The following is an 11854-nucleotide window of genomic DNA, read 5'->3' as shown; positions in this document are numbered from 1 at the left end:
AAAATGTTTTGCCACAGCCTCTTCAATCACTATTTCTTGTTGGGTTTCTTGGTTGTCTTCTCAGAATCTTCCTCGTCGTCTTCAGGATCTTCCTCAACTCGTGGGGCAGCCTTGATCATTTTTAGATGACGATTATTGATAACCACTTTCTTGTGGTACTTATCAATAATTTCAGGATCATCAGATTCAAATGTGATTAGGAATGAGTTGGTATAACTCTTATCAACATATCCTTTAAAAGTTTTCTTTTCGATCTTGAATGAAACCTCATCACCAACGTGGAACTTAGATTGTGCTTCTGATACTTCGGTGTTTTTAGCCATTGGTTTCCATCTCCATAATTAAGTGTCAAGTGATAACATAACTGATATTAGGAGATTTGTCAATTATGTCACCTTTTGTAAATTAAAAATTGTTAAATATTAATTGTCTTTATCGTCATTTATCGTTAGAATTAATGCTAAAGTCAGAAAGTTTGAGGTTGTGTTGGCTAAATATGGGAAACGGCGCCGTCGTCGAGTGAGAAAATCCAATACGATTGTCATGCTCGTTTTGATCTTTTTTGGGTTAATGGTCATTCTAGGATTTCGAGCGTTGTCAAATGGTTATTCCAATTCAAATCAGGTTGATAATGCGACAAATCAAATCGCCATCGAACATCGAAAGTTCATTACGAAGCTTGCTCCCCAGGCTCAGCGGCTGCAGGGTGAGTACAATGTGTTGCCTAGCATCACGCTTGCCCAGGCGATTTTAGAGTCGGATTGGGGTTCCAGCAAGCTGGCAAGCAAGTATCATAATTTATTCGGTGTTAAGGCACAAAGTTCAAGTACTAATTCGGTTTATTTAGATACTCAGGAGTTTGTGAACGGCCGGTACGTGACCGTCAAAGCGCATTTTGAAGTGTATCAGAGTTGGAATGATTCATTGACTGATCATGCCCGGTTGCTGGCATATGGGACCAAATGGAATAATAGTCAGTATCAGGATGTCATTAACGCCAGAAATTATCTGCAGGCTGCGGATGGATTACAACGGGACGGTTATGCAACCGATCCAACTTATACTAAAAAATTGGTTTCAATTATTAAAAAATATAAGCTATATCAGTATGATGATTAGAAAGGAATTTTGTAATGGATTTACTTAAGCAGCGAATTGTTGAGGATGGCACGGTTTTACCAGGCAACGTATTGAAAGTGGATAACTTTTTAAATCATCAAGTTGATACGAAATTGATGGATCAGATTGGCGAGGAGTTTGCAAAGCTCTTCAAGGATGAAAAGATCACAAAAGTCATTACAGTTGAATCATCAGGGATTGCCCCCGCGTTAATGACCGCATTTCATATCGGGGTTCCCCTCATCTTTGCTCGGAAGCACAAAAGCTTAACCCTGACTGATAATCTTTACACAGCCAATGTTTATTCATACACGAAACAAGTCAGCAACGATATCAGCGTAGACAAACGATTTTTGAATCCAGAGGATCGTGTTTTGATAATCGATGATTTCCTGGCCAATGGTCAAGCTGTTCAAGGCTTACTGGAAATTGCCAAAGTTGCCAAAGTTGACGTTGCCGGTGTGGGAATCGTCATCGAAAAGAGCTTCCAAAAGGGGCGCTCAATGATTGAAAAGACAGGGGTTCGATTAGAATCACTCGCCCGAATTGCTTCATTAGATAACCAAAAGGTTACTTTTGTGGAATAATAGGTTATGAAAGAATCAACAAGTTGTTGATAATAATTGGATGAAAGTAGTGAAATAATTGGCAAAAGCAAATGTTCTCTATCCAGGTCAAACAATTGGTATTTTAGGCGAGGGTCCAAGCACACCCGTTTTATTGATGACTGCAAAAAGAATGGGCTTTAATGTCGGAATGTATAGTTCAAATGAAGATAGTAAAGCAATGCAACTTGCCGATTATAAATATATCGGGCCAATCGATGATAAGCAGACGTTGAAGATGTTTGCGGAACGTTGTGACGTTGTGATGTATGATAACGACTTCATTGATTCAGACATTATCCGCTACATTTCGGAATTTACGTCAGTTCCTCAAAGTGACGGCTTGCTAGATATCATTCAAGACCGATTGATTGAACGGAGCTTTTTTGAAACGTTAAATATCAACATGGTGCCTTATTCAACGATCGTTACTTTAGAGGATATTTACCAAGCGATTAATTCCATCGGTTATCCGGCGATTTTAAAGCCAATCCAACGGGGCCTATTGAACGGCAAAGAATTGCTAATTAAGAATCAAGCTGATATTGTCCTTGCTTCTGGATTTTTGGATGCTGGCACTTACATTCTTGAGTCGTATGTTGAGCACGATATCGATTATTCTGTCATTGTGACCCGAACCGAAGCGGGGGATCAAGAAATTTTCCCGGTTGTCGAAGTTGTATATAAGAATAACCAGTTGATGACAGCATTTACTGCTTCCAAGCTAGACCCCAGCGTTGAGAAGGAAATGAAACGCATCACAAAAGAGATCACGAATAATCTGGATTACGTTGGCACTTTTGAAGTGAGCTTATTCTTAGCAAAAAGTGGGTCGATTTATGTGAGTCGGGTGGCGCCATTATTGAGCCCAGCCGGATTCGTGTTTGATTATGCAGCTAATGTGAACGAGTTTGAACAGCATATTCGCGCAATTGTTGGCTTATCACTGACCAAAATTATTACTGCTACGCCGACGGTTTACCAAACCATCCGAAAAAAGGATTATCAGCGGATCAAAACGCAATGGGTCATTAAGGGAAACTGGCACTTTACAATTTACGGTAATCAGGCGAGCGATGATGATCAGGCAGTCGGAAATGTCTTAATTCCTACTGAATCGTTGCCAGACACCTTGATGCAGTTGGAAGCAACTGGAATTTGGAACGATATTGATTACAAGGATAAGTATTTAAAAAAATAACTGGGCGTTCTAATTAATTTATCAAAACAACCGAAAGAATCAATTGTTCCGTACCTTTGGAATGGTTGATTCTTTCACTTATAAATACTCATTTATTGATGTTTATGAATGATTTAAGCTAGGAGCAAAAGCTGGTGTTTTTTGGTATAATTGACAGGATAAATGTGAGAGGATGAAATTTTTAGTGGCAGAAGAAAGTTTATTAGATGGTTTAAATAAGGATCAAAAGGATGCAGTTGTCCATACCGAAGGACCAGTGTTAATTATGGCGGGGGCTGGTAGTGGCAAGACCCGAGTTTTGACCCACCGGATTGCGTACATAATTGAACATAATCATGTGATGCCATGGCATATTTTGGCAATCACTTTTACGAACAAAGCTGCTAAAGAAATGCGTGAGCGGGTTGCTAAGCTGTTGGATGACAGTGGCAATGATGTATGGGTTTCGACATTTCACGCTCTCTGCGTGCGGATTTTACGGCGTAACATTGACCTGTTAGGGTACAATCGGGCGTTCACGATTGCTGATACCAGTGAGCAACGAACCCTTGTGAAACGAGTATTAAGGGACTTGAACATCGATCCCAAAAAATTTGACCCGCGTTCCATTCTGTCATCGATCTCAAATGCTAAGAATGATTTATTGACCCCAAAACAGTATAAAGCTCAGGCCGTGAGTGCATTTGACCAGATTGTGGCTGATGTATATGAACGCTACCAGGCTGAGTTGCGTCAAAATGAATCATTGGACTTTGATGACTTAATTATGATTACCATTCAGTTATTTGAGCAACATCAGGATGTTTTGGAATATTATCAGGATAAATTTCACTATATTCATGTCGATGAATATCAGGATACCAATGAGGCTCAGTATAAGCTGGTGAACACGTTAGCCCAGAAGAATCAGAATATTTGTGTTGTTGGGGATGCTGACCAAAGTATTTATGGTTGGCGGGGTGCCAATATGCAAAATATTTTGGACTTTAAGAAGGACTATCCTAATGCTCACGTGACGTTGTTGGAGCAGAACTATCGATCAACCAAAACGGTGCTGGATGCTGCTAACTCAGTCATTGCTCATAATGATAATCGAGCCGACAAAAACCTTTGGACTGAAAATGAAAAGGGCGACCAAATTTCATATTATCGTGGTCAAACCGAAAATGATGAGGCCCGCTACGTTGTGGCTAAGATTCAAGAGGAAATGAAAAAGCCAAAGCGCAACTATGGCAGCTTTGCGATTTTGTACCGAACCAATGCTCAGTCTCGAGTGATTGAAGAAACGCTCCTTAAATCCAACATCCCTTACACGATGGTTGGGGGCCATAAATTCTATGACCGAAAAGAAATTCGAGATATTTTGTCATATTTGACGTTGTTGGGTAACCCCAACGACTCCATGAGTTTCGAACGGGTGATTAATGAACCTAAGCGAGGAATCGGTGCCACCAGTATTGAAAAGTTACGGCTCTTCGCCAATGATCACGGGTGGAGCCTACTAGATGCAGCTAAGAATGTGGATCTGGCAAATGAAATTTCGTCTCGGGCAAAAAACTCAATTGCCGCATTTGAACAAATGATCAGTCAGATTTATGCCAAAATGGATCAGCTGTCCATTACCGAATTAACGGAAGAACTGTTGGATAAGAGTGGTTACCTGAGTACCTTGAAAGCCTCAAAATCCCTTGAAGCCCAAACTCGGCTTGAAAACTTGGAAGAATTTATTTCAGTTACTCAAAAATATGATGAAGCCAACTCAGAAGAAACCGGTCAAGACAATTTGGTCAACTTTCTCAGTGACTTAGCGTTAGTTTCTGATCAGGATGATCTGGAAGATGATAATTCGCAAGTGACTTTAATGACATTGCATGCGGCCAAAGGGTTGGAATTTCCGGTTGTCTTCCTGATGGGGATGGAAGAAGGGCTTTTCCCACTTGCCAGAGCGGCCGCAGATGAATCTGAGCTCCAAGAGGAACGGCGGCTGGCATACGTTGGTATTACCCGAGCCAAGGAAAAGCTCTATATCACTAATGCCTACTCCAGAATGCTTTATGGTCGCCGACAGAACAATCCGGAATCCAGATTTGTGAATGAGATTAAGCCCGAATTAATTCATTACGACAATCAACAGCAGGCCGAAACGCCATTGACCACGCCATTTGACAGGCGAACTCGGCGGGCAACCGCAACCACTTATCACCGTCCAGATCAGATAGTTGAAAAGCCTAAGGGAACTGGGGCTGATAGGAAAGCCTGGGAAGTCGGTGACAAAGTTTCCCACAAAGCCTGGGGAACCGGCACGGTTGTTAAGGTTTCTGGAACTGGCGAGGATATGGAATTGGATATTGCCTTTCAGGAACAGGGAATTAAGCGATTATTAGCTGCTTTTGCCCCAATCAAAAAACAGGAATAGCTATTAGAAATTAAATAACAGAAGGTGTTATCGTGGCTCTTGAAAAAATCAGTGAGCAACAGGCCGCAGAAGAAGCAGCCAATCTTCGAGCAAAACTAAACAAATGGTCCGATGAGTATTACACCTACGATTCTCCCAGCGTTGAGGATTCTGTTTATGATCAAACTTATGAACGGTTAGTTGAACTGGAAACACAATTTCCCAACATTGTAACGCCGGATTCGCCGACCCAAAAAGTTGGTGATCACACACTACCCGGATTTACAAAAGTGCCGCATGAGATTCCAATGCTTTCACTTGGGGATGTTTTCTCCAAAGAAGAGCTCGGGGATTTTGTTGACCGCCTGACGGACTCGGATGCTGTGCCGTTTAATTACAATTGTGAACTGAAAATTGATGGTTTGGCAATTTCATTGCGATATGAAAATGGAATCTTGGTCCAGGGTTCAACCCGTGGGAATGGGCAGATCGGTGAAGATATTACGCGAAATTTAAAAACAATTAAATCGATTCCGCGTAAGCTCACTCGACCAATCAATATCGAGGTTCGTGGTGAATGTTACATGCCCAAGTCTTCATTTGCTTCATTGAATGAGGAACGGCAGAATAATGGTCTTGAACCATTCGCCAACCCAAGGAATGCAGCAGCTGGCAGTTTGCGACAACTCGATCCCAGGGTAACTGCTCGCCGGAAATTGAGTACATTTATGTATAACGTTGCGGATTATGATGACCTGGAAACGGATACCCAAAGTGGTCTATTGGAAGAATTAAAGGCGTTGGGTTTTACGATCAACCCCACGTACCGGGTTGCTCATTCAATGAATGCAATTGATGCTTATGTTGATCAATATCAGCAACTTCGCGACGGGCTGCCCTACGGAATTGATGGAATCGTTATTAAAGTCAATTCACTGCCACTTCAACGGTCTTTGGGCGCAACGGTAAAGGTTCCTCGCTGGGCAATTGCGTTCAAGTTCCCACCTGAAGAAGTCCAAACGGTTGTCCGAGAAATTGTTTGGACAGTTGGGCGAACGGGGGTGGTAACCCCAACTGCAGTGATGGATCCCGTGACCTTAGCAGGATCGACAGTTAGTCGGGCTTCCTTACATAATCCCGATTATCTACAGGAGAAGGATATCCGCGTTGGTGATACTGTTAAGCTCCATAAGGCTGGCGATATTATTCCCGAGATTTCGCAATATATTGCTGAAAAGCGGCCCAAAGAGAGCCAGCCTTACTCAATCCCGACTAAGTGTCCATCGTGTGGCTCCAAGTTGGTTCATTTAGATGAAGAAGTTGCGTTGCGGTGTATTAATCCCAAGTGTCCTGCTCAACTTCAGGAAGGGTTAACCCATTTTGCTTCGCGGGACGCCATGAATATCGACGGCCTTGGTCCAAAGATCATTGCTCAGTTATTTGATAAGCATATGTTAAATGATGTTGCTGGGTTATATGAACTGACTTTTGACCAATTATTGACTTTGGATAAATTTGGTGAAAAATCTGCGGGTAATCTTCTTGCAGCTATTGAGAACAGCCGGGGCAATTCTTGTGAACGACTGCTCTATGGCTTAGGAATTCGCCATGTTGGGATTAAGGCAGCTCGGTTAATCTCACAGCGTTTTAAAAATATTGATAAATTGATGGCTGCTTCCGCGCAAGAGATTGCGGAAATTGATACAATGGGAATGATCATTGCTGACAGTGTCGTGACGTATTTTTCAATGCCGGAGTCAAAAGAGTTGATTCAACAGCTGAAACAGGTTGGAGTAAATATGGACTATCTCGGTGTGAGTGATGAACAGCTGGCCGAGAGCGGTTCCTTCTTTACTGGTAAGAAGTTTGTATTAACTGGTAAACTTCAAGAAATCACGCGTCCTGATGCCACTCAATGGCTTGAAGACCATGGTGCCACCGTTAGCGGCTCTGTATCAAAGAAAACTGATATCGTAGTTGTTGGTGAAGATCCTGGCAGTAAATATGATAAAGCCAAAAATCTCGGAATTGAAACGTGGGATGAAGCCCACTTCCGTGAGGCGATGGCAAATGAGAAGTAACAGTGGAGGAGAATCAATGTTAAAAAAAGCAATTGTTGGCATCTCGATTATCCTATCCGGGTTCATGTTAGCGGCGTGTGGCAGTATTGATAATCTGTCAAGTGACACCAACAGCTCGAATGGTTCAAAGACCAAGACGCAACTAACCGGTCAAACCAACGATAATTATTATCAAGGGGTCATCAAAAATGGTCGTTACCGGACAAGTAAATCAAGGGGCGTCAGCGTGTCCCAAGAATCCAACCAGTTTAATATCAAGGGATTTGAGAATGGCTTGCTGAATATTTCCAAGAAGGAATTTTCAACTAAAAAGTATGTTTTCCAAGAAGGCCAGTACCTTTCAACTGACCAGGTGGAAAATTGGCTGGATCGTAAATCTAAATCGAACCCAACCGGTCTCAATCCCGAAAAGGTTAAATCCACGACGCCGACTGGGCGGACACCCATTTACCTTTCCCAAATTGATGAACAGGACTTTATGGTTCCAAATGGGAAGTCACTCAAGCTATCAGCGATGACGGTTGGCCTGGCAATTAACTCGGTGGATTATTACAAGAAGACTCAATATGGGCCGACATATCAGACCAACATCTCCAATGCCGAGGTTAAAAAGCATGGCAAGGCGATTGCTAACCAAGTCCTTCAAAGATTGCGAAAGAAGAAGGCCTTGAAGAACATTCCGATCATTATTGCGCTTTATAAGTCGGCATCTGATGATAGTCTCGTTGGCGGGAACTTTTTTGCCTATTCGTTGAATGACGATTCGGAGACTAAGATTAGCAAGTGGACAAAAGTGAACCAAAAGAATTATGTCTTCCCACTTCAATCAAACAAAAAAGGTCCCAGCACCAACGATGAAGATTCCTTTGATAATTTCAAATCAACCATTCAAGGATTCTTCCCGAACCTGAGTGGGGTGACTGCTCAAGCTCAGTACACCGACGGCTCGTTAACTGGGATGAATGTCAATATTACCACCCAATTTTACAGCCAGACTGAAATTATTAGTTTCACTCAGTACATTCAAGGAGCCGCCCAGAAATACTTGCCGGCCAACGCACCAATTGACATTACGGTTCAGTCGACGGAGGGGATCCAAAGTTTCTTGAGCCGGAAAGCCAACGAGAAGAAGTTTTCAGCCCATATTTTCAATAGTTATTAATTTTACAAAAATGATGGACGTTATATGGTAAAATTATTGTTGTGATTAAATTAAGTAATTCAGAAGAGAGAAGGATTTCGATGACTGAAAAGATCTCTGAAGATCAAGTAAAACACGTTGCTGGTCTAGCAAAGCTCAAGATTGACGATGACCAGTTACCATACTTTACAACCCAATTAGATAAGATTATCGGTTTATTTGAAACACTCAGTGAAGTTGATACCGAGGGTGTCGAACCGACAAGTAGTGTCACTGACCAAGTTAATGTTATGAGAGAAGACGTTGCCGAAGATTGGCACCAACAACAAGCATTATTGGATAATGCCCCTGATACTCAGGATGGCTACATTCGAACTCCTACGATTATCGATGAAAGTGGGGAAAATGAGTAATGAATTATTTCAACGAATCTTTAACCAGTATCCACGAGAAATTAGCCAAAAAAGAAATCTCCGCTAAAGATCTGACCCAAGAAACATTGAACAATATCCAAGCAGTTGATGGTGATATTAATGCATTCTTAACGGTTGATGAAGCCAGTGCCGTAAAAGACGCTGAACAAATTGATCAGAATGGGATTGATGCTGATAACGGCTTGTCTGGCGTGCCTGTCGCCATCAAGGATAATATGTTGACTAAAGGGATGAAGACGACAGCTGCTTCCAAAATCTTGGAAAACTTCACGCCAATGTTTGATGCAACCGCTGTTGAAAAGCTCAAGAGCTTTGGCACGGTGACATTAGGAAAGACTAACATGGATGAATTTGCAATGGGGGGTTCAACTGAGAACTCTGCTTTCAAAGTCACGCACAATCCATGGGACACGACCAAAGTTCCTGGTGGTTCATCAGGTGGCTCTGCTGCCGCGGTTGCCGCTGGTGAAGTTCTAGTGGCGCTTGGATCTGATACCGGTGGTTCAATTCGCCAACCAGCCTCATTTAACGGGGTAGTTGGAATGAAGCCAACCTATGGGCGGGTTTCTCGTTGGGGCTTAATTGCCTTTGGTTCAAGTTTGGATCAAATCGGCCCAATTACTCGAAATGTTCAGGACAACGCAACTGTTTTGAACGCAATTGCCGGTCATGATCAACATGATTTAACTTCATCAACTAAGGAAGTTCCTGATTTTACCAGCACCTTGAATAAAGGTGTTAAAGGGATGAGAATTGGAATTCCAACAGAGTTCATGTCCCAAGGGCTTGATGATGATGTGAAGCAGACAGTATTGGACGCTGCCGACGAATTTAGAAAACTCGGGGCCACTGTTGAAGAAGTTTCGTTACCTCATACTAAGTATGGTGTTGCGGCTTACTACATCATTTCCTCATCCGAAGCCTCTTCAAACCTTCAGCGATTTGATGGCATTCGTTACGGTCGTCGGGCTAAAGATGTTAAGAACCTCGAGGACCTCTATGTGAAGTCGCGGTCTGAAGGATTTGGCGATGAAGTTAAGCGCCGAATTATGTTAGGGACCTTCTCGTTGTCTGCCGGCTTCTATGATGCGTACTTTAAGAAAGCCGCTCAGGTTCGGACATTGATGAACAATGATTTTGCCAAAGTATTCAAGGACTTTGATTTGATCTTGGCACCAACTGCCCCAACCCCGGCATATGGCATCGGTGAAGATGTTTCTGATCCAATGACAATGTATATGAACGATGTGTTGACATTGCCAGTGAACTTGGCTGGCCTGCCAGGAATGTCGATCCCAGCTGGTTTTTCAAATGGCTTGCCGGTAGGTGTTCAACTAATCGGTCGACCATATGATGAACTAAGCGTTTATCAAGCTGGAAATGCTTTCGAACAAGATACTGACTTTAATCAGCAAACACCAAAGATGGGAGGAACTAACTAATGAATTTTCAGACAACAATTGGGCTTGAAGTGCACGTTGAGTTAAAAACAAACTCCAAAATTTTTAGTCCTTCTCCTGTAGAATTTGGTGATACGCCAAATGCCAACACTAACGTGATTGACTGGGGCTATCCTGGTGTCTTGCCAACCACTAACAAAGGGGTTGTTCATGACGGTATTATGGCCGGATTAGCGCTACATGCCCAAATCGAGCCTAAGCCTCATTTCGATCGAAAGAACTACTTCTATCCTGATAACCCAAAGGCTTACCAGATTACCCAATCCGAAACGCCCATTGCCCATGACGGCTGGGTTGAAATCGAAGTAGATGGAAAAAAGAAGAAAATCGGGATTGCTGAGATGCATATCGAAGAGGATGCTGGTAAGAATACCCATGCTGCCGAACATTCTTATGTCGACTTAAACCGTCAGGGAACCCCACTAATTGAAATTGTTTCCAAGCCTGATATTGAATCTCCAGATGAAGCATATGCTTATCTGGAACAATTACGGCAAATTGTTCAGTTTACCGGCATTTCTGATGTCAAAATGGAAGAAGGTTCCATGCGGGTTGATACCAACATTTCGATCAGACCACTTGGCCAAAAGGAATATGGTACCAAAGTTGAAATGAAGAACATTAACTCATTTAACTATGTCCGTAAGAGTCTTGAATACGAGGAGCAACGTCAACAGCGGGTGTTGATGTCCGGTGGTGTGATCCAACAAGAAACTCGTCGATTTGATGAAACGACTGGTAAAACCGAATTGATGCGGGTTAAGGAAGGTTCCGATGATTATCGTTACTTCCCAGAACCAGATCTACCCGTTTTGGAAATTTCTCAAGATTGGATTGACCAAATCAATGAGGAACTTCCAGAACCACCTGCTAAGCGTCGTGAGCATTACGTCAATGAATTAGGCATTACCGACTACGATGCAATGGTTATCACCCAGACCAAGGAAATGTCTGATTTCTACGATGCCATGATTAAAGCCGGGGCCGATGCAAAGCTGGCTGCCAACTATCTACAAGGAGACGTTAACGCCTACCTAAATGATAATCAGGTTGACCTTCAAAATACTAAGATTACTCCTGACCATCTGGCAACGATGATTAAACTGATCACCGATGGCACAATTTCGTCGAAGATGGCCAAAAAAGTCTTCAAAGCCATTACCAAGGGAGACGATCCCAAGGCATTCGTTGAAGAAAAGGGCATGGTTCAATTATCAGATCCCGCTAAGCTCCAACCAATCGTAGACGATGTTGTGGCAGCCAACCCACAATCTGTTGAAGATTTTCATAATGGTAAAGATCGAGCAATCGGTTTCTTAGTTGGTCAGATCATGAAACAAACTCATGGTAAGGCCAACCCTCAAGTTGTAAACAAAATGTTGAAAGAATCAATGAGTAAATAGGAAAGTCAGGATTAT

10 protein-coding genes are annotated in these 11854 nt (G+C 42.5%); 9 read left to right on the top strand and 1 reads right to left on the bottom strand.

Translation table 11 applies throughout. The features are described 5' to 3' along the window. Positions 1-29 precede the first annotated feature (29 nt). Complete coding sequence (locus tag FD12_RS11095; protein WP_054747158.1) at positions 30-323, bottom strand: hypothetical protein; 294 nt, start codon at positions 321-323, stop codon at positions 30-32. A gap of 163 nt (positions 324-486) precedes the next feature. On the opposite strand from FD12_RS11095, the gene FD12_RS11090 reads away from it, so the two are divergent. From FD12_RS11090 to gatB, 9 genes are all read left to right on the top strand, one after another. After that, positions 487-1119, top strand: coding sequence for a glycoside hydrolase family 73 protein (locus FD12_RS11090; protein WP_235809044.1), 633 nt, complete (start codon positions 487-489; stop codon positions 1117-1119). Between the two features lie 14 nt (positions 1120-1133). Then, positions 1134-1706, top strand: a complete 573-nt coding sequence (locus FD12_RS11085) for a xanthine phosphoribosyltransferase (RefSeq protein ID WP_054747156.1) — start codon at positions 1134-1136, stop codon at positions 1704-1706. A 58-nt stretch (positions 1707-1764) separates the two neighbouring features. Beyond that, positions 1765-2925 (top strand): ATP-grasp domain-containing protein, encoded by a 1161-nt coding sequence (locus FD12_RS11080; RefSeq protein ID WP_056983206.1) that lies wholly within the window; start codon positions 1765-1767, stop codon positions 2923-2925. A gap of 184 nt (positions 2926-3109) precedes the next feature. Beyond that, positions 3110-5341 (top strand): DNA helicase PcrA, encoded by a 2232-nt coding sequence (gene pcrA / locus FD12_RS11075; protein WP_056983256.1) that lies wholly within the window; start codon positions 3110-3112, stop codon positions 5339-5341. Positions 5342-5373: 32 nt separating this feature from the next. After that, positions 5374-7401 (top strand): NAD-dependent DNA ligase LigA, encoded by a 2028-nt coding sequence (gene ligA, locus FD12_RS11070; RefSeq protein WP_056983204.1) that lies wholly within the window; start codon positions 5374-5376, stop codon positions 7399-7401. A 16-nt stretch (positions 7402-7417) separates the two neighbouring features. Continuing rightward, the gene (locus FD12_RS11065) at positions 7418-8563 is read left to right on the top strand and encodes a CamS family sex pheromone protein (protein ID WP_082622247.1); all 1146 of its coding nucleotides are present in this window, start codon (positions 7418-7420) and stop codon (positions 8561-8563) included. A gap of 80 nt (positions 8564-8643) precedes the next feature. Then, positions 8644-8955 (top strand): Asp-tRNA(Asn)/Glu-tRNA(Gln) amidotransferase subunit GatC, encoded by a 312-nt coding sequence (gene gatC / locus FD12_RS11060; RefSeq protein ID WP_054747155.1) that lies wholly within the window; start codon positions 8644-8646, stop codon positions 8953-8955. Continuing rightward, positions 8955-10418 (top strand): Asp-tRNA(Asn)/Glu-tRNA(Gln) amidotransferase subunit GatA, encoded by a 1464-nt coding sequence (gatA, locus tag FD12_RS11055; RefSeq protein ID WP_056983199.1) that lies wholly within the window; start codon positions 8955-8957, stop codon positions 10416-10418. Before gatC ends, gatA begins: the two co-directional genes overlap by 1 nt. Beyond that, the gene (gene gatB, locus FD12_RS11050) at positions 10418-11839 is read left to right on the top strand and encodes an Asp-tRNA(Asn)/Glu-tRNA(Gln) amidotransferase subunit GatB (protein ID WP_056983197.1); all 1422 of its coding nucleotides are present in this window, start codon (positions 10418-10420) and stop codon (positions 11837-11839) included. Before gatA ends, gatB begins: the two co-directional genes overlap by 1 nt. The last annotated feature ends 15 nt before the right edge of the window (positions 11840-11854 follow it).

Origin of the sequence: Lentilactobacillus rapi DSM 19907 = JCM 15042, assembly GCF_001436255.1 — a bacterium.
GTDB lineage: Bacteria > Bacillota > Bacilli > Lactobacillales > Lactobacillaceae > Lentilactobacillus > Lentilactobacillus rapi.
The sequence above is the reverse complement of the archived record's forward strand: the minus strand, read 5'-3'. Positions and strand labels throughout refer to the sequence as shown.